The sequence below is a fragment of the Acinetobacter sp. V89_4 genome, assembly GCF_029967875.1.
In the GTDB taxonomy this organism is placed as follows: Bacteria; Pseudomonadota; Gammaproteobacteria; order Pseudomonadales; family Moraxellaceae; genus Acinetobacter; species Acinetobacter oleivorans.
Genome location: NZ_JASCAI010000028.1, coordinates 108,186 through 134,009, shown reverse-complemented (window position 1 = coordinate 134,009; position 25,824 = coordinate 108,186). Strand labels below are relative to the sequence as shown.

Sequence of the window (25,824 nt, the reverse complement as noted above, 5' to 3'; positions counted from 1 at the left end):
TACGCTCAGGCAACTATCTAAATTGCCAAAAGTAATAGTAAGCGTTAGTGTTCACAGATAGATTTAACATCTTTATCTCAAATATTAAAAAATGTTCCTTAAATCTAAAATACGCATTGTTGAGAGCTTTGACAAGTCTTTTTTTAGAAAAAACTTCTTATTTTCACCCTTTAAGATTTGATTCACTCATTGTATTAACGAATCAGCGCTTGAGGTTGTAAAATAATTAAGCCAGCTCCACAAAGCACGATTAGACCACCCAATATATCCCATCTTGTTAATCCGACCTGATCCACAAAACGCAACCACATCAGAGCAGTAAAAATATAAATACCGCCATATGCAGCATAAATGCGGCCAGAAGCTGCTGGATGTAGAGTCAGCAGCCAGACAAAGACAGCCAGACTTAAAGCTGTAGGTAGCCACAGCCAAGCAGACTTGCCTTCTCTTAAAATCAGATAAGGGAAATAACAACCAAGAATTTCAGCAATTGCTGTGATAATAAATAACCCGAATACACTCAGTATTCGGGTTATAGCAAGACTATCAATTAACATAAGTTACGCTGGTTCTGCCGTATGATGATCTTCAAAAACTTCAAGTTTTAAGCCTACAGCTTTGCCATCTTCATTTTTCACTGATACAGCCACATTACCACCATGATCTGCAAGTTCGCCAAACAGAATCATTTCAGCTAGTGGTTTCTTCAAGTGTTCTTGAATGAGACGTTGCATTGGACGTGCGCCCATCAAGCGGTCATAACCATTTGTTGCCAACCAATCACGAGCACTTTGATCTACATCAAGTACAACTTGTTTGTCATCTAGTTGTGCTTGCAATTCTGTTAAGAATTTATCAACCACAGACTCAATCACAGTTGTTGGTAATGACTTAAATTGGATAACACTATCTAGACGGTTACGGAACTCTGGTGAGAAAGCACGTTTCATTGCTTCTTGGTTATCAGAACTATGATCTTGTTCAGTAAAACCAATACTCGCACGAGAAATACTTTCTGCTCCAATATTCGTAGTCAGGACAATAATAACGTTTCTAAAGTCTGACTTACGTCCGTTGTTATCCGTTAAAGCACCATGATCCATGATTTGTAGCAACAGATTAAACACATCTGGATGTGCTTTCTCAATTTCATCTAGCAATAAAACACAGTGTGGGTTTTTATGAATCGCATCAGTTAATAGCCCACCTTGGTCATAACCCACATAACCCGGAGGTGCACCAATCAAACGTGAAACTGCATGACGTTCCATATATTCAGACATATCGAAACGCACAAGCTCAACACCTAACAGCTTCGCAAGTTGCTTAGTCACTTCGGTTTTACCGACACCTGTTGGGCCAGCAAAAACAAAACTACCTACTGGCTTATCTGGTGATTTCAATCCAGCACGAGACAACTTGATCGCTGAGCCTAAAGCAGTAATCGCCTCATCTTGACCAAACACAACGCGTTTTAAATCACGCTCAAGATTTTCAAGCACAGACTTATCGTCTTTAGAAACAGTTTTAGGCGGAATACGAGCAATCTTAGAAACGATATCTTCGATATTCTCTACCGTAATCAAACTATCATCGCTTTCAGCTTTCAAACGACGCTGAGCACCAGCTTCGTCAATCACATCAATTGCCTTATCTGGCAAGAAACGATCATTAATGAATTTAGCAGAAAGCTCTACCGCTGATACCAATGCCTTATCGTCATATTGTACGTGGTGGAAATCTTCAAATTTAGATTTTAAACCACGCAAAATATCAATTGTTTCAGCAATACTTGGCTCATTGACGTCAATTTTCTGGAAACGACGTGATAACGCATGATCTTTTTCAAAAACCTGACGATATTCTTGGAACGTCGTTGAACCGATACAACGTAAAGTACCATTAGCCAAAGCCGGTTTGATCAAATTCGAAGCATCCATTGTGCTACCCATACTTGAGCCTGCGCCAATGATCATATGAATTTCATCAATGAATAGAATCGCATTTGGATTTTTCTTCAAAGCATTAAGCAACTGTTTTAAACGTTTTTCAAAGTCACCGCGATATTTGGTCCCAGCAACTAATGCACCAATATCTAAGCTATAGACTTCAGCCTGACTTAAAGGTTTAGGCGCCTTACCATTCACAATTAACCATGCTAAACCTTCAGCAATCGAGGTTTTACCAACGCCCGGATCACCGACAAGCAATGGGTTATTTTTGCGACGGCGGCACAGAATTTGAGCTGTACGTTCAATTTCTTTTTCACGGCCAATGAGTGGATCAGTTTTGCCTTTTTGCGCTTCAACATTTAAGTTCAGCGTATAAAGCTCTAATGGTCCTGCATTGCCCGCGCTAGTTTCACCCTCAATATCTTCAACTTCTTCTTCAACTTGCACTTCATCTTTACGTGTCCCATGAGACAAGTATTGAGTCAATGTCAATCGATTGATTTGATGACGTTTAAGCAAATACACAGCAAAAGAATCACGCTCTGAATACATTGCGACCAAAACATCTGCGCCTTCAACAGTACGATCGCCGCCACTTGATTGCACGTGGAAAATAGCACGTTGCAAAATGCGGTCGAAACTTTCTGTTGGATGAGGCGCTTGCTCGCTATTTTCGCCAAGCTTAGGAGTATGCTGTTCTACATATTCTTCTAATTCTTTACGTAAAGAAACTATATCGGCCCCACATGCTTTTAAAGCATTCACGGCCGAATCGTTGTCGAGTAGTGCTAATAATAAATGTTCAACTGTAAGAAACTCATGTCTCTTTTGACGAGCCATGCTAACAGCCAAACGTAATGATACTTCTAATTGACGACTGAGCATGTAACCCCCTTATGCTTTAGGCTCAATCTGGCAAAGTAATGGATGACCTTGCGATCGAGCGTAATTATTAACAAGGTTTGCTTTGGTCTCCGCGATGTCTCTTGGATATACCCCAGCAATACCTTTACCTTCATAGTGTACTGTTAGCATTACTTGAGTTGCTTGGTCAAGATTCATTGCAAAGTATTGTTGTAAAATTTCAATTACAAAGTCCATCGGCGTGTAATCGTCATTCATTAATACGACTGCATACAATGGCGGACGCTTGAGTTCAGGAGGTGCTGTTTGTACAACAACCTCTCCGTCATGATCTTCGTTTTGCGAATCACTTAAGCGTGGATGGAAGTGCCAATCGACATAACCAGACTGCTGAAAAGAAGCCTTAATATCTTTTAAGTTTGTTTGACGCTTATTTGTTCGCATAGGATGTTACTATTGTGAATTTGCTTCAGCTTGAGGAATTTCTGCCACGAAAGCAGAAGATGTTTCGACAGGTTTACCGCGCTGCCAACTAAAACGTTTAATAACTGGTGTATCAGAGCCGCCTGTTAAACGTACCTCAATAAATTGAGGTGTAAAACCTTTAGGCATCGTCCAACGACCTGTTAAGCGCTCGAAGTCAGTAAAGTTAAAGCTTTTAGCTTCAAGTGGTACAACTAAAACTTCTGTATCTTTAATGAGTCTTATCTCAATTGATCCTGAAGCACGGCGCTTACTTGGGCTTACCTGTACTAGATCCAACTGATATTCATAAGCATTTTCAGGCAAAGGTTTGATTGCCAAATTTTGAATGGTCAAACTTAAACCACCACGCTGCCTCAAGATATCTCGGTAGATATTACTCATACCTTCTTGCTGCGTTTTATCAGCGTTGGCCTGATTAAGAGCTTCAAACAGATCATTTGCATTTGTTACAGCAACATCACGCTCTTGTACCGCAGCGTTCAGGCTTTTATTAACCGCATCTAAAGCTGTTTTCTGCTTTTGCACCACTTCAACCAATTGCTCTGCATCTGCATCGTAACCTACAACAGTTAAACCTTGACGGTGCCCAATTGTATAGCCGAGCGCAAGACAACCACTCATTAAAATAGCCGCACCAATAAACAAAGGTTTATTAGTATTTAAAAAATTTTTCTTTTGCAACGAACTTTCTGCTGAAGTCGTCTGTCCAGAGTTTTGCATCGTCATCTCAGTGTTTAAGATCAGAGTCAAGACACACATTTAAATCGAAATTTAAATGTGTGTGAAGCAAAAAAGAGTTTTTTATGGTAATAAACCAATCCCTTGTAAGCCTTCATCTTCATCAAAGCCGAACATAAGGTTCATATTTTGTACAGCTTGACCAGATGCACCCTTCACAAGGTTATCTTGTACCGCAAGAATAATAAGTTTATTCGGCTGCGGCTTATATAAAGCAATACGAAGCTCATTCGCACCGCGCACACTACGTGTTTCAGGCGAACTGTTAGCAGGCATCACATCAACAAATTTTTCATTTGCGTAAAATTGCTCATACAATGCCTGAATATCAGTTTGTTTTCCAGTTTCTGTCAAATCGACATAAATTGTGCTGAGCATACCGCGAATCATTGGAACTAAATGAGGAACAAATAAGAGCCCTTCGAAGCCACCTTTTTGTCCAGAAATATTTTCTAATGCTTCAACAATTTCCGGATGGTGACGGTGACCCGCAACGCCATAAGCCTTGAAGTTATCAGCATTTTCACTATAGATCATGCCTAAGCTTGCTTTACGGCCAGCTCCTGAAACACCTGATTTCGCATCAATAATAATATTTTTTGTTTCAATCAATGCTTGCGCTGATTTCAAAAGTGGCGCCAAACCTAATTGGACTGTAGTCGGGTAGCAACCAGGGTTACCAATAACTTGCGCCTGTTTAATTTTTTCGCGGTTTAATTCAGCCAAACCATATACTGAGTTTTCTAGAACGTCTGGGCACGCATGCTCCATGCCATACCATTTCTCAAACTGCTCAAGATTTTGCAAACGAAAATCAGCTGCCAAATCAATCACTTTAGTGCCTGCCGCAATCAATTCTTTTGCATGCTGCATCGCAACACCATGCGGTGTAGCAAAAAATACAACATCACACTTTTTTAAATCATCAATATTTAAATCAGAAAATTGAAGATCAGTATGTCCACGTAAATTAGGGAACATATCTGCAACTGGTTTGCCCGCTTCTGTACGTGAAGTAAGAACTCGAACCTGCGCTTTAGGATGTCGTAATAAAATACGTAATAGTTCAACGCCTGTATAACCCGTTCCACCAACAATTCCGACAGAAATCACGTGCATTACCTCAATTTTTGAATCTATACTTGTGCTGTAGTATGACAGGATGTCCAAGCTTACAAAACCATTTCATGCTTGGTAATTTTAATTTTTTTAATTTTAGCGACAATTAGATAGCACTTATTCAACTGTCAGAACTAAACAAATATCAGCAAATAAATATCAGATTTAATTTTGGAGAGCTAGGATGCTTCATCAATCAAAAGAAACAAAATTACGCACTTACCTTGGTTTAAGCACATTAATTTTAAGTGCTGCTCTTGTTGGTTGCGGAGGTGGAGGTAGTAGTAGTGGTAGTTCACCAAGCACTCCAACACCTGTTGATCCTACTCCAGAGGCAACAACTGATGTTACTGTTAAATCTCCCGTAGAAATTCGTAATATCCAACTCAAAGTATATGACAACACCACCAACTCTGTTTTAGTCGACACTTCAATTGCGAGTTTAAACAGCTTTAATGTCAAAATTCCTACTGCTAAATTAAGCCGTTTATATCGCGTAGAAATTACGACTCAAAATTCATCTCAAGTATTTGATCCGATTACTTCAACATACCAAAATTTCTCTGGCGTTTATCATGCGTTTATTACACCAAACAGTGTAAGTGGCAGAACCCTATTCATCAGCCCAAGCAGTGAAGCAGTCTACCAACGGGCTGTGATACGCTCGGGACAACTCCCTCAAGAAACGATTGACCCAACCCGCATTGAGCAATTGCATGTAGATTTAGCTTCTCAAGATGTTTATAGATCACTTCTTAATGCATTCAAAGATGCCGATATTCCAAGTTTAAGTCCAGCCAATCCTCTTACAGTTTTAAATTTATTGCAGTATTCAACTAAAAAACCTAGTACATATGTGGATAGCTATCTTAGCTTTGGCTACTTACAATATTGGTCAACTTTTCATGGTGGAACAACCACATACCAAGAGCTTATTAAAAGTTTGGCAACCGATTTAAAAGATGGCTTTTTAGATGGGAAAAAACTTCAAGGTGATCAAACAACATTTACCCCTATTTTCGCATCTGCTCCAGATAATATTGATCCAGTTAAAAATACACTGTTAGATATCGCAGCTAATCAAAAAGCTACACGCGATAATTTTGCAACCAATTTAAGAACTGCTACTTTTAAATTAGCAGATGCCCAAAGCCAATCCTCTCTAGATCAAACAGGTTATGATCTACTGGATAAAAAACAATATTCAGGGATCGTACCTGTCGGAAATACGACTGACTTTTTCCGCATAGATGGTGCTGGTGATTATCGTCGTGCTGTAGGTTTTAGTGGCATTACAGCCACCTGCAACGGTTCTGCGTATCCTTGCAAACAAGGTTTGACCAGCATTAATCTTTCCGACCCAAAACTGCCTGCTACAGACTATCTAGTGGGTCATTACGAAGACACTGCAACAGGTTGCCAGCTTAATTTCCGTGCGAATGGACAAATCGAACTTATTAAAGGATCACAGACTTATCGCTCTGCATTAAGTGCGGATAGTACAGATAATTTATTGCAAACAGATGCTGCAAGCTCAAGTTATTTACTCAACTCAAGTTCCGCCGAACCCAACAACTCAACGCAGCAATACAACTTTATACAACTATCAATTAAAGCAAATAAAATCGTGAGTGCTAAAGCAGGTTTAGATAGCCGAAAAGCACCAGATAACTTACAAACACCACAACTAGAATGTAGTTTTAGTTAATTTGAGACATACCACCATGCAGGCAACGGATTTGATTTAAGTTGTCTGCGGTGTTTTTGAAAATATGGATCGTATTTTTCAACTTCAGCCCAAAAAGCTGGGCTATGGTCAAAATGTTTAGTATGAGCTAATTCATGAATAGCCACATAACGAGCAATGTCGTGTGGCATCAATACTAATCCTGCATGTAGCATAATATTATGCTGACTGCTACAACTTCCCCAACGAGTTTTCGGACGGCGAATTGTGCATTCCCTATAAGCCAAATGAGTGTGTTCACTTAACTCTTTTAAAAGTTTTGGCAATTCTTGTTTTGCAAACGCAATCACTGCACTTTGTAATGCCAAATATGGCTGCGTATCTTTAATAAATAGACAGTTATTTTCCCAATCAAATTGGAAAACTCGATGCTGCTTTTGAACAATAACCTGAAATGGTTGCTCTTTATTAAAAAAATAAATCTCGGAAGGAATATCAATCGATGCCGATTGGACGTTTTGTTGCTTATTCCACGTCTCGGTCAACCATTGTTCAGACTGAGCCAAAAATTGCTGAATTTGTTTTTTACTACAAAACAAAGGAACTGTGAGACGGATTGAAGCAGGCTCAACACGTAAGCGCAATTTTCTTGCTCTTACGTGTCGAACGATTTTAATTTCTGGCATTTCCGCAGACATTACTGTGCAGTACGCTCTTCAATACCATTATTTGTTGCAACAATTGCAATTGTTGCAGGGTTTAACGCAAAAATACCGTTAGTCACAACACCTGGGATATTGTTGATGGTCTTTTCCAAATCAATTGCATTTAAAATATTAAGATTAAATACATCTAAAATCACATTCCCGTTATCTGTTACTACACCTTCACGATAAACTGGGTCACCACCTAAAGCCACTAGTTTACGAGCAACTGCCGAACGGGCCATTGGAATAACTTCTACTGGGAGTGGAAAATCACGACCAAGTTGATCAACCCACTTTGAATCATCAACAATACAAACAAATTTCTTAGCAATTGAAGCTACAATTTTTTCACGTGTTAATGCAGCACCACCGCCTTTAATCATATGCATATGACGGTCAATCTCATCTGCACCATCAACATAGGCATCTAAACCACCTACATGGTTCATATCTACAACTTCAATGCCTAATTTTTTAAGGCGATCAGCAGTTGCTTGAGAACTTGCCACAGCAGCTTCTAATTGCAATTCAGGCAATAAATCAATTAGAAAGTTTACTGTACTTCCAGTCCCAACCCCCAAAATGCCACCTTTGGGTAAGTGTTTTAAAGCAGCTTTCGCAGCAGCTTGTTTCTTTTCATCTTGGGTTGCGTATAGACTCATGACATCACTCAACTATTTTTTGACATTTATGCACCAATAATCGGCGCAAATGCACAAGGGTTTGCTACAATAATTTCCTATTTTAAACTGTTATAGGGAAGATGAACATGCTGTCTCGTGTGGTACGACAAATTTTACAAGCAACGGTTTATGATGTTGCAATTGAAACGCCTCTCGAAGCAGCTCCACGAATTAGTCAAAAATTAAATAATACAATTCGTTTTAAGCGCGAAGATTTACAGCCTGTTTTTTCTTTTAAATTACGTGGTGCCTATAACCGTATTAGCCAGCTACCTAAAGAACAACTCGAACGTGGGGTAATTTGTGCCTCTGCTGGCAACCATGCTCAAGGTGTAGCATTATCTGGTCAACGCTTAGGAATTCCAGCAATTATTGTTATGCCAAGTACAACGCCTGACATTAAAGTTCAAGCAGTTAAACGCTTGGGCGGTCAAGTTGTGTTACATGGCGATAGTTTTGATGTAGCAAATAAATATGCACAACAACGTGCCGAAGTTGAAGGCCTTGTATTCATTCCACCCTACGACGATGAACTTGTTATTGCTGGCCAAGGCACAATTGCAAATGAAATCTTACGTCAGTGGCGTGATGTAGAATATGTGTTTGTTGCTGTAGGTGGCGGTGGCCTAATTTCAGGCGTAGCAGCTTACCTTGGTGAAGTTGCACCCCATGTAAAAATTATTGGGGTTGAATATGAAGAGTCTGCATGTTTAAAAGCAGCCTTAGAAGCAAACGAGCGCGTAATCTTGCCACATGTAGGCTTGTTTGCAGATGGTACCGCTGTTGCACAAATTGGTGCTTTACCATTTGATATTATTCGTCTGCGCAAATCTGATAACTCAGGTCCAATTGTTGATCCAGATATTGTGACGGTAAATACAGATGAAATCTGTGCTGCTATTAAAGATACGTTTGACGAAAATCGCAGCATTGTTGAACCATCTGGTGCAATGGCCCTTGCTGGTATCAAGAAATATATTACCGAACATAAAATCAGCAATAAAAATATGGTATCAATTGTATGCGGTGCCAATATGAACTTCGACCGCCTACGTTATATTGCTGAGCGCACTGAGTTAGGTGAGCAACGTGAAGCGATCTATGCGGTTACTTTATCTGAAGAAAAAGGCGCATTCTTAGGCTTCTGCCGTGCTTTACAAGGTCGTAATATTACCGAGTTTAACTACCGAGCAAACAATACAGATGAAGCGCAAGTATTTGTGGGTATTAGCCTAAAAGGTGGTGATGCAGAACGTCATGAAATTTTAGAACAATTAAAGCAACAAAATTATGTAGTAGATGACCTATCTGATGATGAGGTTGCCAAACTACATATCCGTTATTTAATTGGTGGTCATGCAAATCTAGATGATGAAAGATTGTTCCGCGTTGAATTCCCAGAACGTCCAGGTGCCCTATTAACCTTCTTAACTCGTTTAGGCCCAACCCATAATATTACGTTGTTCCATTACCGCAATCATGGCGCAGCAGAAGGACGTGTTTTAGTCGGTTTACAAGCAACCGATGCGAAGCAGAACCCTGATGGTCTAATTGAAACTCTTGAGCAGATTAGTTATCCGTATGCAGAAATTACGAATAATGTTGGCTACAAACGTTTCTTGAAATAATCTTCAATTTTGATGAATAAGCCGACAAATTTGTCGGCTTATTCATATAATTCTTTTAATATTCCCCTCATATTTACATTGCCTCTCTTTATCTCAAAGAAAATATCCTTAAAAATAAACGTCTAATCAGGAAACAAGGATCAATATGGCACAGTTTGCAGTCATTGGCTTAGGAAGTTTTGGAGCAACTGTTGCTCAAGAGCTCACAAAATTAAATCATGATGTTATTGGCATTGATACGGTAAAAAAGAATGTTGAAAATCTTGCCGACGTTTTAACTCATGCCGTCATTGCCGATGCGACTGACGAACACGTACTTGATGAACTTAACATTCAAAATTGTGATGCAGTTGTAGTCGCAATTGGTGAAGATATTGAAGCAAGTATCTTATGTGTACTCAATTTAAAAAATTTAGGTATAGACAAGATTTGGGTAAAGGCGAAAACCAAAGCACATCACACCATTTTGTCTCACCTCAATATCAATAAAATTATTCATCCTGAAGAAGATATGGGGGTACGAGTTGCCCAAGCACTGAACTATCCAATGGTTAGTCGCTATATGTCTTTAGAAGACGATCACTACATTATAAAAATTGAAATTCCTGACAAGCTTAATGGCATTAACTTATATGGCATTATGCAGCAAGCGCCACAGGTTAAAACATTGCTCGTAAAAAGACAGCAGCAAATTTTGTTTGAAACCGAAGAAAATTTCACCTTGCAGACGCATGACATTCTTATTTTAGAAGGTCATTTACCGCAATTAAAGAAACTTTCTCATTGCTTCACATAAGAGGCGAAATCTAGAATATGTCTATATATCCCAAGCCCAATAAAACATTAAATTTAAGCCCTCCTTCACTCTTGGCACTGGGTTTTTTGGGCTTTATTATTTTTGGTACTTTATTATTAAAACTGCCATTTGCCAATACAGGTCATGTGAGCTGGATGGATGCACTCTTTACAGCCACCTCAGCAGTCACAATTACTGGTTTATCTGTTTTAAATATTCATGAGTCTTTTACCTTGTTCGGACAAACCATTATTCTATTGCTGATTCAATCAGGTGGTTTGGGTTTCATGACTTTTGCCATATTGGCTGCATTAAGTTTGTCACCCAAAGTTGGCCTTAAACAGCAAATGATGGCACAAGATAGTTTAGGTCAAACGAGCCTCTCAAAAGTTACTTTTGTTGCTAAAGGAGTTGTTACTTACACTCTTATTTTTGAGCTTATTGGTGCAATTATTCTCACTACTGCTTTTACACCGACTTACGGCTTTGCACGTGGATTGTACTATGCGATTTTTTATAGCATTTCGTCATTTAACAATGCTGGTTTTTCATTATTTTCTAACAGCTTAATCAGTTTTCAAAGCAATTATATGATTTGTATAACTGTTAGCATACTTTACACGTTGGGTGGCCTTGGCTTTTTAGTTCTCATGGACATTAAGCAAAATAAAAAATGGAAAAAACTCACCCCGAATAGCAAGCTGATTCTTACAACTATTACAGTGATTAACCTGATTGCCTTTATTTTAATTTGGGCTTTAGAAGCTCAAAATCCTCATACCCTAGGAATGCTCAGTGTAGGTGATCAAGCATTAAATGCTTGGTTTCAAGCCACTGTTCCGCGCTCATCAGGATTTAATACCATTGATACAGGTGCAATGACCAACAGCAGCTCGTTACTCATGATGTTGCTTATGTTTATTGGTGGTGGCTCACTCAGTACAGCTGGTGGAATTAAAGTTGGGACCTTTGTTATTTTAGTGCTCAGTGTAATTTCATTTTTACGTCGCACAGATGAAATCCGAATATTTAATCATTCAGTCGCACACGAAACTACTTATAAAGCTTTAGCTGTAACTGCAATTACAAGCATACTCATTTTCATGGGATTCTTTATTATTTTGCTTTTAGAGCCTAAAGCAGACTTTATGAACTTGCTTTTTGAAGTTGTTTCCGCAGCTTGTACAGTGGGGCTTTCTCGTGGAATCACGCCAGAGCTGCATAATGGCAGTTTATTCATTTTAAGCCTGCTCATGTTTGCTGGACGACTCGGTCCATTAACACTGGCTTATTTAATTGCAACACCGAAAAAAAGTCGGCTCAAACATCCCCAAGCCAACATTCAAATTGGATAATAAAAAAGCCGCGTTTAAAGCGGCTTTTTTACTTATAAAACTTAGTACCAGTTCATGAGTGAAACACCCAAGCCCGCGTAGGTTGCTCGGTGGTTATAGTCGATTAAGCTTTCACCATAACCATTAAACAACTGGAAGTGACCACGCAGTTTGCCACTGATTGGAAAAGCCCAATCAAATTGAACTGCGCCATGAGAATCATCACCGCCTTTCAATGAATGACGCAGCATTAGAGAGAAATCATTCTGCTTCCACTTATAAAATGCTGTTAAATCACCACGACCAACGTAATCTTCAATATCTGGGTTATTATCATCTTTGCTGTCTTCTTCCAGACGAATCCATGGACGAAGCATTACAGCAAAGTTACCGCGCTCTAACCCAACGTTAAAAATCACACGGTTCCAGCTACGAGATAATGGATCTGAACGACCATTTGATTGGTGGTTTAAAGTAACCCCAAGCAGACGACCATCTAAACCAAGCAATTCATAGTTTGTTCTAAACATTAAACTTGCTTCAGGCTCATAATTCGTTTCACGGAAAGGACGAGACTCTTCAGCATTAAATGTCTGCCAACGTGAAGATTGGGTATAACCTACCCACAAATCACCATTATTACCAAAAATATTTTCCCAAGCTTTGGTCTTTAAAGAAATCTGAAATTTACTTTCTGTTGATTTCAGATTTTGATCTTCTGTCACCGTATTATTTGGGTTTGGACTATGTGGCAACTCATTTTTGTCACTGGTCCAGAATACAGGTAGTAAATAGACGGGCTGATAAGCACGAATATTCCAAACCCCTAGTTTACTTTTTTCAGACAACTCCCAACGTTGATCTAGCAAAGAAGTAGTAGGTTCAATTTTCGGTGCTTTACCAATTATTTTGATATTACTCACTGTGTCTACCACCTTCTCTTTAAAGGTTTCAGGTGGAACAGCAGGTGCATCAATTTTTTTAACAGGCTCTGGTACAGCCGCAGCTTGAATAACTGGTAAAGCTGACGGTTTAAATACAGAGTCATAACAAGCCAGACGATCGGCATTCGAAGCAAGAGCAACACATGCATCTACTGTCGCGGGGGTTACAGGTGCCAAGGTGTCAGCATATGTCACAGACGCACACAAACAGCTAAGCACGATTCCCATGCTTAGCTGTAAAGATGTGCGTTCAAATTGTCTGAACGCCATGTTCATCTCCAATTTTTATTTTAATTAACTTGTTGAATCGTAAAACCTAATTGCTGCAATTCATCACGTTTAGCAAATGGTGCAACTACAGCTTTTACAGGAGTTTGCTCAACCAAATATTGACGAGCAACACGTTGTAAATCATCTAAAGTTACATGCAACAATCTCTCACGCAAAAGACGGCGGAAAGCTGGCGTTCTTGCATGTAACAAGGCATAACACGCAGTAATCGCCTCGCCCGCTGGTGAACCTGGCTTATCCATACTTGCAACTAGTCCAAGAATCGCTTCTTCAAGCTGATGAGGCTGTTGTTCCGTATTTAATAACCATTGCACACTTGCTTCAAAGTCTTTAAAAGTTTCTGCTAAACGTGGGTCACGGTAACTATAGAAACGGAATGAACATGCATTCCCATCATAACTTGCTCCACCACCGTACGCACCGCCTTTCTCACGAATGGCACTGTGTAAGAACCCATTACGTAAATAAGCTGCCAATACCATTAACGGAGCTGCATCTGGATGCGACACGTCCACCGCCTGATAAGCTGAAGCACAGAACTGAACATTTGCCTGAATTAACCATGCTTCATGATTATTGTCATTTGCTTGTTCTACGTGAGTTAATTCTGTTGCAGTTGCATCAACATTTAGTTTATCCCAAACATTTTGAACTTCTTCAACCAAACGCTCAGACTGATGTTCTTCACATACAAGCAAGAACTGTTTAGGTGCTTGCAATAATTTACGATGAATACGCTTTAATTCTGCAATCAAATCATCATATGCAGCAGAATCTTGAGTAATCTTATTAACAAGCTCACCTAACCAGTTTAATGCACCTAAACCAGTGTTTTGATAGTCGCGTTGAGCCAATGCACTCATATTACGTGACGCGATTTGCATTGCGTAGCTATGACCTGCTCCAGATAAGCGAGATTGCCAACGTGTTTTACGTTGTTGCAACAATTCAATAATTCGTTCTTTCTCATCAAATCGAAGCTGTTCAAATGCTAATTTTAATAAATGAATTGCATCGAACTTCTGAGTTAATGATTTAGTCGTTAACGTTAGCCAAGCACTAATTTTATCTTTGTCATCAACTTTACTACGTAATGAAGCGCCCATTCCTAAACCACCACTTACAGCTGTTTGTAAGTTTTGTAGTTCAAGATAGTCATATTCACCTGCACCCACTTCGCCCATTAAGATAGAAAGCAAATTGAAGTAAGGTGACTTTACAATATCATCAGGAATCTGAATGAGTACTTGTTGATAGTAAATACCGTTCGTACCAGCATGGTACAAATTCAACGGCGTGTCCATACGATTACAAAGAATTTCACGTAACTGCCCCTGCACAATATGCAAGTCAGCAGGTACATCTTCCAAACCTACTTTTGGTAATAGTTCAAGGTTGTCTGGAGTATCCTGACGTTCCTCTAGTGCCTTGGTATTAGCGATAATTTCAGCCTTATCAGCATCTGTTAACTTTTCACCAATAGCAGCTAAACGTGCTTTTTCTGCTTCTTGCTCTTTTACAGACTTAGTTGGGTCTGGAACTAGAGTCATCTGCACACGATGTGGGTTATCGAGCAAATGTGTTTGAATCAGATTTGATAACCACATTGGGTCTTTCAACTCTTCTTTAACTTGTGCAATTGCGCTATCAACATCCCAAATTTGAATTGGGTCATTATGGTGAATCGCACCACTTAAGCCATTTAAAATTAAACTTAAGCCATAAGGTGTACCGTCACCATTAATTTCACGCTGATGCAACTCAATCTGATGCAAGATTGCATCGACTAAATTACTGTCAATTGGTTTTGCAGCAACATCACGCAGAATATTTAAAACACCTTCTCTAAAGCTTTGTGCATGTTCTGGGTTTGAACCTTGAACACCGCAGTAGAAAGTCATTTCAAAATTGCTATCGTCTACGCCCATTAATGGACCTGTTGATTGAGCATAACCACAAGTTTCTAGGTAATGACGCAGTGGTGAAGCTGAATTTTCCAACAAAATCCCTTCAACCAAACGCATTCCCAAACGCAATTTCACATCATTTGCTTCTGGTAATAACCAAGATAGAACATGATAAGTTTTATCTTTTAAATCATCACTATCAACACCATAATTTTCTGTTACTCCAATTGGTGCTGCTAAACGTTTTTCGGGCTTAGAATATAGAGTTTTTCCAGCAGAAAACTTATGTAGAGCTAGTTTTTCAAATTGCTCTTGCAGTTCATATGCTGTTTGATTACCAAAAGTCATGAATACAGCATTACTTGGATGGTAATGTACTTTATAAAAATCGACTAACTGCTCATAGGTTAAATCAGGAATATCTTTCGGGTCACCGCCTGAGTTGTAATGATAGGTCGTTTCAGGAAATAAATGATGAGCCAACTGATGATAAAGTTGGTCAGACGGTGCACTCATCGCACCTTTCATTTCATTGAAAACAACACCCTTATAAACAGGTTGCCCATTTTCTAGTTCAATACGAATACCTTCTTGAGCAAAATCAAGCGGATTCAAATTAGCAGCAAATGCCGCATCAAGATAAACAGAGAGTAAGTTTTGGAAATCTTTTTTGTTTTGAGTAGCAAATGGATACGCAGTCCAATCTGCTGCTGTAAATGCGTTCATGAACGTATTTAAAGAACGGCGAATCATTAAAAAGAACGGATCACGTACCGGAAACTTTTCAGATCCACACAAAGCGGTATGTTCTAAAATATGTGCCGTGCCTTTAGAGTCCATGGGCTGTGTTCTAAAAGCAACAAGAAATACATTTTCATCATAATCAGTTGCCAAGTGATAATGCACCGCGCCTGTGACTTTATGCTTATATTCAGACACTAAAATATCTAATGCTTCTACATGGTGCTGACGTAGCAACTGAAACGCAGGGTGAACAGTTTGAGAAATGGTTTCAGTGACATCTACAGTCATGTGATCTCCTAACATATCGGATAAGTGAATAAGTCTCATTATAGCCTGAGTCAGCTTGAGATTGGCGAACAAAAGCCAAGTAAAATACTATGTTTTTGTTGAGTATTAGTTTTCACTGGCAGGGCTTTGATATCAAGCACATAGCCATGAACGTTTTATCCTACCAGAACAAAAGCTTTTAATTCTATTTATATTAACCAATAAATAAAAAAGCCCATCAAGTCGATGAGCTTTTGAAAAACTTTTACTTAAAAGCGATAACGAAGTGCAATTTGAGCATTCAGTGGATCGCCCATCATGTTTGAATCATTGGCCCCACTATGTCCTGAAACAAAGTAATCACGATCAAACAGGTTATTTAAGTTGAAGTTCACATCGTAACGTTCACTTTGATAACCTAATGCTGCACTTACAACAGCATAGCCTGGTAAAACATTCTTGTTGTCTGGCGCACTAAAACGTGATGATTCACCACGTCCGCCTACAGCCGCATACCAATGATCATTAATTTGATATTTTAACCACAAGTTAGCCGTGTTATTTGGCGTAAGCGCAGAATGATTACCTGTAAATCCAATGGTCGATTTTTCAATCTTACCATCCATATATGAATAGCCAGCTAATACTGATAATTGATCAGTTAATTGTCCTGTTAATGAAAGCTCAACACCCTTGGTTTTTTGCTCACCTGCTAATACTGCTAGTGTTGAATCTGTAGGGTCTTGATTTTGAATATTTGTTTGGCTCATTTCAAACAAAGCCAAAGTTACATTCAATTGATCATTTACATCCCATTTTGCACCAACTTCAATATTTTCGGTTTTTGTTGGACTCAAATCATCACTGTTTTTATATAAAACAAATGAATCAGCCAAAGGCTGGAAAGATCGATTATAAGAAGTGTAGAGTGAAATATTGTTTACTGGCTGATAAACCACCCCGATTCTTGGAGAATAGGTGTTATCAGTTCTATTTAATATTTGAGACTTTACTTTATCATTACGATCTTGTGACAAATTATCATAGCGCAGACCAACTAAAACTTTCAGCTGATCTGTAACTGTCATTAAGTCTTGTAAATAGATACCGTAGTTTTCAAAGGTATTACTATTATTATTACTTGCAACTGTTGTCCCTGTATTAATAGGCGCCCAATATTCTAATTTAGGGTTATACAAATCAGTGATTGTTTTAGCACCTTGCCAAAGTATTTCATCTTTGTGCTGCTTACTATACTCCGCACCAATTAAGGTATTGTGCTTTAAGAAACCAGTATTAAATAAGCTACTTAATTCTTGCTGAACATATACGCCATCTTCATTACGCAAACGTTTATTTTGAGTCAATTGGATTTTATCAGCTGGTAATTTTTGATGTGAATCAACACTATATTGGCGGTCTAATGAATAGTTATAGTGACGAACTGCGCCATGATATTTTAGATTATCGTTAAACTCATGATCTAAGCTTATGGTTTGGCTTGAAATTTCAGTATCAACATCACCAACCTCTTTACCGTTTAATGCACCATAAAAAGTTTTAGGGTTTGTTTTAACGGGTTTACCTGTAATTGGATCTGTCGGAAAACCTTGATCTGCTAAACGGTCATCATGCAAATAGTCAGCCTGAATTAAAAGCTTCGTCTTGTCTGAAATATCCCATTGTAAAGATGGAGCAATGGCTTGGCGTTTTAAAAAAGCCTGATCACGATAACCATCTGAATCTTCAACTGCGCCAGTTAAACGAACCTTAACATTCTCTGCTACTTTTTCATTCACATCGACTTCTGCACGGCGTTGCCCTGTTGTACCACCAATAAGACTGACTTCATGCAAAGATTCGTCCATTGGTTTTTTATTAATTTTATTAACTAATCCACCCGCAGAACCACGTCCATATAATACAGAAGCAGGCCCTTTTAATACTTCAATACGCTCAACATTCGACATATCGCGAAAATACAATGCATCATCACGAATACCATCTACATAGTTATCTGTGATTGCAGAGAAACCACGAATCATAACCTGATCACGTTGCCCATCACCCACACTAAAGCTTAGACCAGCAACGTTTTGCAAGGCACCTTGCATAGAGGTCACAGTCTGTTCTCTTAAAACTTGTTTAGGCACCACATTTACGATTTGAGGAACATCTTTTAATTGCATAAGTCCTTTAGTTGCAGTTGATGCTTGTCCCACTTCTTGTTTTAAGCTTTTTTCCTTTTCAGCTTTTACTGAAATTGTTGGAAGATTCGTTACAGCCTGTTGCTCTGCCTCGACGGCATATACATGGCTCGTCATAACCCCAACTGATGAAATAAATAAAATTGAACGCTTCATGTAAGTTCGCTATGAAAAATTTCATGCGAAGTTTCAATGAAGTACACTGTATTTGTAAATATTAGCAAGAATCATTATTAATTGATAATATTTATTAAAAGTAGCATTTCAATAGCTTAGTTAAACAATAATTTTCCATTAATCGCTGAATTAACTGAATTTTATTCAACAAACTACAGCAAATCCAAGCAATGGTGTAAACTTAGCAACCTGATTTTTTTATTTGTGACAACACATATGGCAACTGTAGATCTTTTTGCAATTGGTAATGCATTAATCGACCAAGAATTTAAAGTGTCTGATGATTTTCTGAATCAACAAAGCTTGCAAAAAGGGACAATGCAGTTGTCCGATGGTGACACTCAATCTGCTCTTTATGCAGAGTTAAAACAGCACCAAGACTACAAAGGTCAAGCGAGTGGTGGTTCAGCAGCAAATACGACCGTGGCTTTTAGTGCATTAGGTGGAACTGCTTTCTATGGTTGCCGTGTTGGTAACGATGATTTAGGTTCAATCTATCTGCAAGGTCTAAATGAAGCTGGCATTAAGACTACTCCAAAATCGATCAGTGAAGGTGTGACAGGTACTTGTATGGTACTCATTAGCCCTGACTCTGAACGCACAATGCACACCTATTTAGGTATCACTGCTGAACTCTCTCAAGATCAAATCGATTTTGAACCATTAAAAACAGCAAAATGGCTTTATATTGAAGGCTATCTTTCTACAAGTGAAACAGCGCGTAAAGCTGTAAAACAAGCAAGAGAAATTGCAAAAGCAAATGGTGTTAAAATTGCCCTGTCTCTTTCAGATCCTGCGATGGTGCAATACGCTCGCGAAGGCTTGGAAGAACTTATGGATGATGGCGTAGATTTACTATTTTGTAATGAACAAGAAGCCTTAATGTATACCAATACAACATCTGTAGAAGATGCTCTTGCTCAATTACGTTTTAAAAATCATACAGTAGTCATTACACAAAGTGCTAAAGGTGCTTTAGTTTCTAACCCTACCCAACATTTCCATGTGGCAGGCCGTCATGTAGAAGCCGTTGATACAAATGGTGCAGGCGATGCATTTGCAGGCGCATTCCTTTATGCCCTCAATCATCATCAAGATTTAAATGCTGCTGCACAGTTAGCTGTCTTAATTTCGAGTGAAGTTGTTTCTCAATTTGGCCCACGTTTAGCAATTAATGATTATGCTAAACTTCTTGAAAATTTTCAGAAGGAATGTGCTTGAAATGGAAAGGATCTGTATGACGGAAGAAGTTCCTGAGCGTGAAGCTAGAGCTTTTGACACTTTACAAGGAACGACTATTTTCGTTACGCAACGTGACGGCGCATTCTATGCTTATCAGAATTTATGCCCTCATTTGCAAACTGAGCTTGAATATTTAGAAAATCAATTTCTTGACCAAGATCAAGAATACATCCAATGCTCTACTCATGGTGCTTTATTTACCGTGGAAACAGGTGAATGTATTTCTGGACCATGTTTAGGCGATTTTTTAAATAAAGTTGAGCTTAAAGTACATTCAGATGGCGGTATCTATATCGTAGACTGAAGCTATAAACATTAGAGTTTCTGCCATGGCTGATTTCTTTTTCAATTATTATCTTATGCCATTTCACTTAAGTGTAGTGGCTTTGATATTGCTCAGCGTGGTAGAAACCATTGGTATGTATATTGGACTCCGTCCAAGTCAATTACTCAAAAAAATTGCACCCGATTGGCTTTCTAATTCGCCGCTACTTAATGTTAAATTTTCTAAAGCTCTAATTTTCGTTTTTTTACTCATCAATTTCAGTTATGCAGGTTACTTTTTACAACTCTCTTTCTTCGCAATTCAGCATTATTTTATTTCCCCATTTTATTTAATCGTCCCTGCACTTGTGATCGCAATCTTTTTTACTGTGTTCATGATTCACTGCCTTGACCAAGTGATTAAGCCCAAGCTCACTCATACCAACTATAACCTTTTAGGCCGATTAGCAACCATTTCTAGTGGTAATGCCAGACCTGGATTTTCTGCCCAAGCCCGCGTGCGTGATGAATTTGGTCAGCTACATTACGTTCAAGTAGAACCAGAGTACGGCGAACTCGAATTATACTCTCAAGTTATTCTTGTCAGAGTTCATAAAAGTCATTATGTAGCTAAGAAAATTTCTGTATCTAACGATCTTTTTGCACCCGATTAACTCTTAATTATTCTTGTAGTTTCCTATCACTTTTTGCAGGCTTCATTACGCCTGCATTTTATTATTTTTCTTTTTAATTAATTATTATTCCGAGCACCTTAGTTGGAAATAAAGTTAATAAATATTATATACAACCATTTTAGTTGGTATTAAATAAAAACAAACTATTTTAATAAACTTTATATTTTTATTTACAAGTGTTTTAGTAGGAATTAATAATCAATTCAAACTATTTTAGTATGATATTTATTTTAAAATAACAAGCTATTGTTTTATATGAACTAATTATTTAAATATTCATTTTAAATATATTTAATGTTTATTTTTATTATGTTTTGATTAATAATAAAATTATTATCAAATGAGGTTTAATATATGAGCCTTTATTTTAAAAATCTTAATAGTCGTTTAATTAAAGAAATCACTATTATTCTAATAATAAAAATAGTGCTTCTTTTAACGATTAAACATATTTGGTTTGATGCTCCCACCATCCCCAAAAATTTCGACAATCAGGTCGCTGAGCATATTGCTGGCGATAACATTTCCAACATTAAGGAGACACGTTGATGATTTCTGAAAGCGTGGTTGATCTTTCGCGGTTTCAATTTGCAATGACCGCAATGTATCACTTTCTTTTCGTCCCTTTAACTTTAGGTTTGGCATTTATTCTTGCCATCATGGAAACCACTTATGTCATTTCTGGTAAAGAAATTTACAAAGATATGACTAAATTTTGGGGAAAATTATTTGGTATTAACTTTGCTTTAGGGGTTACGACTGGCCTAACAATGGAGTTCCAGTTTGGAACAAACTGGGCTTATTACTCACACTATGTAGGTGATATTTTCGGTGCACCATTAGCAATTGAAGGCCTTATGGCATTCTTCCTTGAATCGACATTTATAGGTCTATTTTTCTTTGGATGGGACCGGTTAACTAAGGTTCAGCATCTAGGCGTAACATGGTTAGTCGCTCTAGGTTCCAACATGTCAGCGCTCTGGATTTTAGTGGCGAATGGTTGGATGCAAAACCCTGTAGGTGCTGCATTTAACTTTGAAACGATGCGTATGGAATTAGTTGATTTCGGCGCGCTTATCTTTAACCCTGTAGCTCAGGTTAAATTTGTACACACTGTATCTGCGGGATATGTAACTGGTGCAATTTTTGTACTTGCTATCTCAAGCTACTACTTGCTTAAAAAACGTGATCTACCTTTTGCACGTCGTTCATTTGCAATTGCTGCAATTTTCGGTCTTGCATCTACACTTTCAGTGATTTTGTTAGGCGATGAATCTGGCTATGAGCTAGGTGATGTTCAAAAAACTAAACTCGCTGCAATTGAAGCCGAATGGGATACTCACCCTGCTCCAGCTCCATTTACCTTGTTTGGCGTACCAAATCATGAAGAAATGCGGACAGATTATGCAGTTAAAATTCCATATGCATTAGGTTTAATTGCAACTCGCTCAACAACCAAAGAAGTTACTGGTCTTAAAGACCTCATGCAGCAGCACGAAGTTCGTATTCGTAACGGTATGCTTGCCTATGCTGAACTTGAAAAATTACGTGCAGGCGATCGCTCACCAGAGTTATTGGCTTCTTTTGAGAAAAATCAAAAAGATCTAGGTTATGGCCTACTTCTTAAGAAATATGCACCAAATGTAATTGATGCAAGCGAGCAAAATATTAAAGCTGCTGTAAAAGATACTGTTCCAAATGTTACAGCGCTATTTTTCTCTTTCCGCGCCATGGTTGCCTCTGGCTTCTTAATGCTATTACTTTTCATTTTAGCGACTTGGGCGGTAGCAAAAAGAAATGCTGAAAACAAACCTTGGCTACTTAAATACGCATTGTTTGCTCTGCCGCTTCCTTGGATTGCTGCACAAACTGGTTGGTATGTAGCAGAAGGCGGTCGTCAACCATGGTCTATTGGTGAAATCTTACCAACCCACCTCTCTACTTCTAGTTTAAGTACTGGTGATGTATGGGGTTCGATTCTTGCCTTAGCAGCGTTCTATACAGCTCTTTTAATTATTGAAATGTATTTAATGATCAAGTTTGCTCGTTTAGGGCCAAGCTCTCTGCACACTGGCAAATATCATTTTGAAAAGCAAGAACCAAAAGCAGCTGTTAATGGGGAGGCCTTATCATGATTGAATATGAATTATTAAAAATCATTTGGTGGGTGTTAGTTGGCGTACTACTGATCGGCTTTGCTCTGACTGATGGCTTCGATATGGGTTCTATGGCTCTCATGCCTTTCGTTGGAAAAACTGATAGCGAACGCCGTGCTGCAATCAACACGATTGCACCACACTGGGATGGTAATCAGGTCTGGTTTATTACGGCGGGCGGTGCCCTATTTGCTGCTTGGCCAATGGTCTATTCAGTTGCCTTCTCTGGCATGTACTGGGCACTGTTATTAGTTTTATTCGCCCTCTTCTTAAGACCGGTTGGCTTCGATTATCGTTCTAAACTAGATAATACCAAGTGGCGTAATTCTTGGGATTGGGGCCTGTGCATTGGTGGTGCCGTTCCAGCGCTTGTGTTTGGTGTAGCGTTCGGCAACTTATTTCTGGGCTTACCATTTAGTTTAGATGACACGTTACGCTCTGAATATACTGGCAGTTTTTTTGCTCTTCTCAACCCCTTTGCCCTAGTTTGTGGTGTTGTGAGTTTATCTATGCTTTGTGCACATGGTGGTGCATGGCTCATGTTGCGTACAGATGAAGCTTTAAAACAACGCTCTGCCAAAGCCACTCAAATTATGGCAATTATATTTTTAATTTGTTTCCTTGTGATTGGAGCGTGGCTCTATTTCGGGCAAGTGCCAGGTTATAGCTATGCTGTTGCCATAGATCCAAATGCTGCACTCAACCCTTTAGCTAAAGAAGTGGTGACTAATAGCAATCCTGGTTGGATGAATAATTACAGCACCTATCCAGTGACTAAAGTTGCTCCAGTTCTTGCAATATTAGGCGCTATCATTGCAATTTTTGCATCTTCAAAAGCAAAAGCGGGCTTAAGTTTTACTGGCACAAGTTTAATGATTGTTGGAGCAATTTTAACTGCTGGCTTTGCCTTATTTCCGTTCCTGCTTCCATCTAGTATCAATCCAAACTCGAGCTTGACGATGTGGGATGCTGTATCAAGTCACCTTACGTTAGGCGTTATGACTGTCGCAGCTTGTATTTTTGTTCCTCTTATTTTGATCTATACCAGTTGGTCTTATTACAAAATGTGGGGAGTCATTACCAACAAACACATCGAGTCAAACTCGCATAGCTTGTATTAAGGAGAACACAATGTGGTATTTCGCATGGATCCTAGGCATTTTGATGGCATGTTTTGCGGGTGTACTCAGTGCACTTTATATCGAACATCATCAAAATTTAGATGAGGAATAAATGATGGCAAAAGCAATGACAGCATCAAATCATCGAAAAGCTCAAGCATTTGCAATGGCCCTTTCTTTTCTGTTGGCATTGCCTCTTGCTGCAATTTTGTTGGTTTATCCTTCACTCATGCTAGATGCTAACGGACACTACAATCATAGTCAGCTCATGCTGGTGATGATTGGTATTTCTGGTGGCTTTATTTATGGAGTGGGTTTCGTACCCAACTTCTGGCTATGGAAATGGCTATTTTGCCCATGGGTGGCTTGGCCTCTCATGCTTTTAGGCTATTACATCTGGTTTCTAACCTAAATCAAAAAGACCTCAAATGAGGTCTTTTTTCATTTCAACTAACTTAATAGGCACCCTTGGCACACCTACATTTGCATCAACTGGATATGACTGTTCATTTCCCGTTTTCACATATCCACGTCTTTCATAATAAGCTATCAACTCAGAACGGACATCAAGTACATACATTACAGCGTTAGTCAGATGTGGATCTTCTTTCAATGCATATTGCTCTGCATATTCTAAAACAGACCGACCTACTCTCATATTTTGAACTTGGGGATCCGTACAGAATGTTCCAATCTCAACCTGACTATTTTCAAATGTGAGCCCAACACATGCAACAATTTTAGAAAATTCAGTTTCCGCTACCAATAATGTTGAATTCCCAAGTTGTAGTTGTTCTTCTAATTGATGCTCTGTGATACGTAGTCCTTTTACCCACCCGAGCTCTGTTGTCCAACTTCGACCCTGCTGTTCTCGATAAGACTTATTAATTAAATCTACAAGCTGTGGAATATCCGCAAATGAAGATAAACGAAATTTTAAATTATTCATAAAGTATACTTAGGCTATTTATAAAAATTCTAAAAATAAAGCCGATATTAAATCGGCTTTATTTCAAATAGCAATTAATTAATTTGATTGTTCAGCTAACCATGCCATGAATTTTTGACGCTCAGCTTTAGAAGCCTTCTGCCAAGTTTCAACTAAACGTTGATCATTCGTTTGCGCTCCACCTGTTACTGCCATAGACGTTGCAGTTGGCACAACAACTTGAGCGGAAGTAGGTTTAGCCGATGCATATACTGCTTCAGGCTGTGGTTTAGATGATCTAGTTGTAAAGTCAGTTACTTTACCCAACAAGCCAGTTGCAAACCATGGTTTTGCTTCATTGTTTGCGCCCGTTTGTTTCACAATTAATTCATTATTTGCACTGTACAAAGCAACTGTTGGTTGTTCAGCATATTTTTTCGCATTTTCATAATCTTTAGGTACATCTACCATCGAAAGCTTATAAGTTTTCCCATCTTGCAATGCAGGCGTTTGAATTGTAACTACGCCAGATTTAACAATGTCATGTTCACCATTTAAATGTTCAAAATATTCTTGATAGCGCACGCTTAAGCTAGTTTCACCCGCATCAACTTTATAATTATTTTTAGATGAACGAAATAACCCAGAATTGACTTCTTGACCATTCACAGCAAGGATTACAATTTCCTCTGGCGCTGTAATTGTAACTGCTGAAAATACCGAACTACTGAGTAATAAACCAATTGCAGCAACACCTAATCTTAAAGTCATCTGTCTATTTCTCTATATTTGATAAGCTATTAAATCATGAGCAATATGCAATATGATTGTGACTATTTTATGACAGTGCAGTGATCCATTAATTTTTCGATTTATTATTATTAAAT

General features: G+C 38.6%; 24 protein-coding genes. 12 read left to right on the top strand and 12 right to left on the bottom strand.

From position 1 onward, the window contains the following. Positions 1-194: 194 nt before the first annotated feature. From QLG01_RS12280 to argC, 5 genes are all read right to left on the bottom strand, one after another. A complete protein-coding gene (locus QLG01_RS12280; protein WP_282496538.1) occupies positions 195-557 on the bottom strand; it encodes a YnfA family protein in 363 nt (120 codons plus the stop codon). A 3-nt stretch (positions 558-560) separates the two neighbouring features. Then, on the bottom strand, positions 561-2,837 hold the full coding sequence (clpA, locus tag QLG01_RS12275; RefSeq protein ID WP_005306114.1) for an ATP-dependent Clp protease ATP-binding subunit ClpA: 2,277 nt from the start codon (positions 2,835-2,837) through the stop codon (positions 561-563). Between the two features lie 9 nt (positions 2,838-2,846). Continuing rightward, positions 2,847-3,260: an ATP-dependent Clp protease adapter ClpS gene (gene clpS, locus QLG01_RS12270; protein WP_002121129.1), complete on the bottom strand. Its 414-nt coding sequence runs from the start codon at positions 3,258-3,260 to the stop codon at positions 2,847-2,849. A 9-nt stretch (positions 3,261-3,269) separates the two neighbouring features. Continuing rightward, positions 3,270-4,028 carry a DUF6776 family protein gene (locus QLG01_RS12265; RefSeq protein WP_080645537.1) on the bottom strand — a complete coding sequence of 253 codons (759 nt, stop codon included), beginning with the start codon at positions 4,026-4,028 and terminating at the stop codon, positions 3,270-3,272. A gap of 75 nt (positions 4,029-4,103) precedes the next feature. After that, positions 4,104-5,159: an N-acetyl-gamma-glutamyl-phosphate reductase gene (gene argC, locus QLG01_RS12260; RefSeq protein WP_081402179.1), complete on the bottom strand. Its 1,056-nt coding sequence runs from the start codon at positions 5,157-5,159 to the stop codon at positions 4,104-4,106. 184 nt (positions 5,160-5,343) lie between these two features. Here argC and QLG01_RS12255 point away from each other — a divergent pair, with 184 nt between their 5' ends. Beyond that, positions 5,344-6,867, top strand: a complete 1,524-nt coding sequence (locus QLG01_RS12255; RefSeq protein WP_282496537.1) for a hypothetical protein — start codon at positions 5,344-5,346, stop codon at positions 6,865-6,867. Here the strand turns inward: QLG01_RS12255 and QLG01_RS12250 are convergent. Next, the gene (locus QLG01_RS12250) at positions 6,864-7,544 is read right to left on the bottom strand and encodes a SprT family zinc-dependent metalloprotease (protein ID WP_282496536.1); all 681 of its coding nucleotides are present in this window, start codon (positions 7,542-7,544) and stop codon (positions 6,864-6,866) included. The genes QLG01_RS12255 and QLG01_RS12250 overlap by 4 nt on opposite strands. Continuing rightward, positions 7,544-8,215, bottom strand: coding sequence for a ribose-5-phosphate isomerase RpiA (gene rpiA / locus QLG01_RS12245; protein ID WP_192835693.1), 672 nt, complete (start codon positions 8,213-8,215; stop codon positions 7,544-7,546). The genes QLG01_RS12250 and rpiA overlap by 1 nt, the downstream gene beginning before the upstream one ends. Positions 8,216-8,316: 101 nt before the next feature. On the opposite strand from rpiA, the gene ilvA reads away from it, so the two are divergent. The 3 genes from ilvA (at position 8,317) to QLG01_RS12230 (ending at position 12,015) form a co-directional block, all read left to right on the top strand. Next, positions 8,317-9,864 (top strand): threonine ammonia-lyase, biosynthetic, encoded by a 1,548-nt coding sequence (gene ilvA / locus QLG01_RS12240; RefSeq protein ID WP_282496535.1) that lies wholly within the window; start codon positions 8,317-8,319, stop codon positions 9,862-9,864. A gap of 145 nt (positions 9,865-10,009) precedes the next feature. Then, on the top strand, positions 10,010-10,660 hold the full coding sequence (locus QLG01_RS12235; RefSeq protein ID WP_005306134.1) for a TrkA family potassium uptake protein: 651 nt from the start codon (positions 10,010-10,012) through the stop codon (positions 10,658-10,660). Positions 10,661-10,677: 17 nt separating this feature from the next. Then, positions 10,678-12,015, top strand: a complete 1,338-nt coding sequence (locus QLG01_RS12230) for a TrkH family potassium uptake protein (RefSeq protein ID WP_192835695.1) — start codon at positions 10,678-10,680, stop codon at positions 12,013-12,015. A 41-nt stretch (positions 12,016-12,056) separates the two neighbouring features. On the opposite strand, the gene QLG01_RS12225 is transcribed toward QLG01_RS12230, so the two are convergent. From QLG01_RS12225 to QLG01_RS12215, 3 genes are all read right to left on the bottom strand, one after another. Further along, positions 12,057-13,208, bottom strand: a complete 1,152-nt coding sequence (locus QLG01_RS12225; protein WP_005306142.1) for a phospholipase A — start codon at positions 13,206-13,208, stop codon at positions 12,057-12,059. A 20-nt stretch (positions 13,209-13,228) separates the two neighbouring features. Continuing rightward, a complete protein-coding gene (locus tag QLG01_RS12220; protein WP_282496534.1) occupies positions 13,229-16,168 on the bottom strand; it encodes an insulinase family protein in 2,940 nt (979 codons plus the stop codon). Positions 16,169-16,416: 248 nt separating this feature from the next. After that, positions 16,417-18,510, bottom strand: a complete 2,094-nt coding sequence (locus tag QLG01_RS12215; RefSeq protein ID WP_282496533.1) for a TonB-dependent siderophore receptor — start codon at positions 18,508-18,510, stop codon at positions 16,417-16,419. Between the two features lie 237 nt (positions 18,511-18,747). On the opposite strand from QLG01_RS12215, the gene QLG01_RS12210 reads away from it, so the two are divergent. From QLG01_RS12210 to QLG01_RS12175, 8 genes are all read left to right on the top strand, one after another. After that, complete coding sequence (locus QLG01_RS12210; protein ID WP_282496532.1) at positions 18,748-19,752, top strand: adenosine kinase; 1,005 nt, start codon at positions 18,748-18,750, stop codon at positions 19,750-19,752. Positions 19,753-19,768: 16 nt separating this feature from the next. After that, positions 19,769-20,077, top strand: a complete 309-nt coding sequence (locus QLG01_RS12205; RefSeq protein ID WP_003652095.1) for a Rieske (2Fe-2S) protein — start codon at positions 19,769-19,771, stop codon at positions 20,075-20,077. A 25-nt stretch (positions 20,078-20,102) separates the two neighbouring features. Beyond that, complete coding sequence (locus tag QLG01_RS12200) at positions 20,103-20,711, top strand: OB-fold-containig protein (protein ID WP_005306154.1); 609 nt, start codon at positions 20,103-20,105, stop codon at positions 20,709-20,711. Between the two features lie 375 nt (positions 20,712-21,086). Beyond that, positions 21,087-21,281: a cytochrome oxidase putative small subunit CydP gene (cydP, locus tag QLG01_RS12195; protein ID WP_005306157.1), complete on the top strand. Its 195-nt coding sequence runs from the start codon at positions 21,087-21,089 to the stop codon at positions 21,279-21,281. Continuing rightward, entirely contained in the window at positions 21,281-22,867 is a 1,587-nt protein-coding gene (locus QLG01_RS12190; RefSeq protein WP_151822785.1) for a cytochrome ubiquinol oxidase subunit I, read from the top strand. The genes cydP and QLG01_RS12190 overlap by 1 nt, the downstream gene beginning before the upstream one ends. Beyond that, positions 22,864-24,009, top strand: a complete 1,146-nt coding sequence (gene cydB / locus QLG01_RS12185) for a cytochrome d ubiquinol oxidase subunit II (protein WP_151822784.1) — start codon at positions 22,864-22,866, stop codon at positions 24,007-24,009. Before QLG01_RS12190 ends, cydB begins: the two co-directional genes overlap by 4 nt. 10 nt (positions 24,010-24,019) lie before the next feature. Then, complete coding sequence (gene cydX / locus QLG01_RS12180; protein ID WP_000270276.1) at positions 24,020-24,121, top strand: cytochrome bd-I oxidase subunit CydX; 102 nt, start codon at positions 24,020-24,022, stop codon at positions 24,119-24,121. Further along, positions 24,122-24,421 (top strand): cyd operon YbgE family protein, encoded by a 300-nt coding sequence (locus QLG01_RS12175; RefSeq protein ID WP_282496531.1) that lies wholly within the window; start codon positions 24,122-24,124, stop codon positions 24,419-24,421. It begins immediately after the preceding gene. A gap of 12 nt (positions 24,422-24,433) precedes the next feature. On the opposite strand, the gene QLG01_RS12170 is transcribed toward QLG01_RS12175, so the two are convergent. Both QLG01_RS12170 and QLG01_RS12165 read right to left on the bottom strand, forming a co-directional pair. Beyond that, the gene (locus QLG01_RS12170) at positions 24,434-24,958 is read right to left on the bottom strand and encodes a GNAT family N-acetyltransferase (RefSeq protein WP_282496530.1); all 525 of its coding nucleotides are present in this window, start codon (positions 24,956-24,958) and stop codon (positions 24,434-24,436) included. A gap of 78 nt (positions 24,959-25,036) precedes the next feature. After that, entirely contained in the window at positions 25,037-25,708 is a 672-nt protein-coding gene (locus QLG01_RS12165) for a DUF2057 domain-containing protein (protein WP_199987652.1), read from the bottom strand. Between the last annotated feature and the right edge of the window lie 116 nt (positions 25,709-25,824).

Excerpts from the sequence above, each read along its gene's own strand:
- cydB (WP_151822784.1), top strand. The coding sequence starts at position 22,864 with ATGATTGAATATGAATTATTAAAAATCATTTGGTGGGTGTTAGTTGGC.
- QLG01_RS12255 (WP_282496537.1), top strand. The coding sequence starts at position 5,344 with ATGCTTCATCAATCAAAAGAAACAAAATTACGCACTTACCTTGGTTTA.
- QLG01_RS12230 (WP_192835695.1), top strand. The coding sequence starts at position 10,678 with ATGTCTATATATCCCAAGCCCAATAAAACATTAAATTTAAGCCCTCCT.
- QLG01_RS12235 (WP_005306134.1), top strand. The coding sequence starts at position 10,010 with ATGGCACAGTTTGCAGTCATTGGCTTAGGAAGTTTTGGAGCAACTGTT.
- QLG01_RS12250 (WP_282496536.1), bottom strand. The coding sequence starts at position 7,544 with ATGTCTGCGGAAATGCCAGAAATTAAAATCGTTCGACACGTAAGAGCA.
- clpA (WP_005306114.1), bottom strand. The coding sequence starts at position 2,837 with ATGCTCAGTCGTCAATTAGAAGTATCATTACGTTTGGCTGTTAGCATG.
- QLG01_RS12175 (WP_282496531.1), top strand. The coding sequence starts at position 24,122 with ATGATGGCAAAAGCAATGACAGCATCAAATCATCGAAAAGCTCAAGCA.
- argC (WP_081402179.1), bottom strand. The coding sequence starts at position 5,159 with ATGCACGTGATTTCTGTCGGAATTGTTGGTGGAACGGGTTATACAGGC.
- QLG01_RS12170 (WP_282496530.1), bottom strand. The coding sequence starts at position 24,958 with ATGAATAATTTAAAATTTCGTTTATCTTCATTTGCGGATATTCCACAG.
- QLG01_RS12220 (WP_282496534.1), bottom strand. The coding sequence starts at position 16,168 with ATGACTGTAGATGTCACTGAAACCATTTCTCAAACTGTTCACCCTGCG.
- clpS (WP_002121129.1), bottom strand. The coding sequence starts at position 3,260 with ATGCGAACAAATAAGCGTCAAACAAACTTAAAAGATATTAAGGCTTCT.
- cydX (WP_000270276.1), top strand. The coding sequence starts at position 24,020 with ATGTGGTATTTCGCATGGATCCTAGGCATTTTGATGGCATGTTTTGCG.
- QLG01_RS12200 (WP_005306154.1), top strand. The coding sequence starts at position 20,103 with ATGGCTGATTTCTTTTTCAATTATTATCTTATGCCATTTCACTTAAGT.
- QLG01_RS12190 (WP_151822785.1), top strand. The coding sequence starts at position 21,281 with ATGATTTCTGAAAGCGTGGTTGATCTTTCGCGGTTTCAATTTGCAATG.
- QLG01_RS12165 (WP_199987652.1), bottom strand. The coding sequence starts at position 25,708 with ATGACTTTAAGATTAGGTGTTGCTGCAATTGGTTTATTACTCAGTAGT.
- rpiA (WP_192835693.1), bottom strand. The coding sequence starts at position 8,215 with ATGAGTCTATACGCAACCCAAGATGAAAAGAAACAAGCTGCTGCGAAA.
- QLG01_RS12265 (WP_080645537.1), bottom strand. The coding sequence starts at position 4,028 with ATGACGATGCAAAACTCTGGACAGACGACTTCAGCAGAAAGTTCGTTG.
- QLG01_RS12210 (WP_282496532.1), top strand. The coding sequence starts at position 18,748 with ATGGCAACTGTAGATCTTTTTGCAATTGGTAATGCATTAATCGACCAA.
- QLG01_RS12205 (WP_003652095.1), top strand. The coding sequence starts at position 19,769 with ATGACGGAAGAAGTTCCTGAGCGTGAAGCTAGAGCTTTTGACACTTTA.
- QLG01_RS12215 (WP_282496533.1), bottom strand. The coding sequence starts at position 18,510 with ATGAAGCGTTCAATTTTATTTATTTCATCAGTTGGGGTTATGACGAGC.
- cydP (WP_005306157.1), top strand. The coding sequence starts at position 21,087 with ATGAGCCTTTATTTTAAAAATCTTAATAGTCGTTTAATTAAAGAAATC.
- QLG01_RS12280 (WP_282496538.1), bottom strand. The coding sequence starts at position 557 with ATGTTAATTGATAGTCTTGCTATAACCCGAATACTGAGTGTATTCGGG.
- ilvA (WP_282496535.1), top strand. The coding sequence starts at position 8,317 with ATGAACATGCTGTCTCGTGTGGTACGACAAATTTTACAAGCAACGGTT.
- QLG01_RS12225 (WP_005306142.1), bottom strand. The coding sequence starts at position 13,208 with ATGGCGTTCAGACAATTTGAACGCACATCTTTACAGCTAAGCATGGGA.